This window comes from Corallococcus sp. AB049A, from assembly GCF_003668885.1.
GTDB lineage: Bacteria > Myxococcota > Myxococcia > Myxococcales > Myxococcaceae > Corallococcus > Corallococcus interemptor.
Genome location: NZ_RAWL01001027.1, coordinates 1 through 466 on the forward strand (window position 1 = coordinate 1; position 466 = coordinate 466).

Below are 466 nucleotides of genomic sequence, written 5' to 3' on the forward strand. Positions count from 1 at the left end.
GGTCCCTGGTCGCGCAGGAAGCGGACGAACGCGGCCTCGAAGCCGCCGCGGGACGGGTCGCCCGCCTGCGCCAACGCCGCCGGGGTGCCCGTGAACAGCAGCTCGCCGTCCGCGAGCACGAGCACGCGGTCCGCGTAGTGCTCCGCCTCGCCGACGTTGTGCGTGGAGTAGACGACGGTCGTCCCCTGGGAGGCCAGGCGCCCGACGAACTGCCACAGGACCTCGCGCTGGCGCGGATCCAGCGACGACGACGGCTCGTCGAGCAGCACCACGGGCGGCTCCGAGAGGAGGCCGACGGCGATGTTCACCCGCTGCCGGTTGCCGCCGGAGAGGCGGCCGACCTCGTCGCCCGCCCGGTCGCCGAGGCCGGTCTGGTCGAGCATCCGCGCGACGGTGCCCGCGACGTCGGGCACCTTCTCCAGACGGGCGAACAGGCGCAGGTTCTCCGCCACGGAGAGCTTGGAGT

At 74.0% G+C, this 466-nt stretch carries 1 protein-coding gene; it reads right to left on the reverse strand.

The annotated features are described in order from the left end of the window. The coding region (locus D7X55_RS40710) for an ATP-binding cassette domain-containing protein (protein WP_147470488.1) at nucleotides 1-466 on the reverse strand (466 nt) is incomplete at both ends.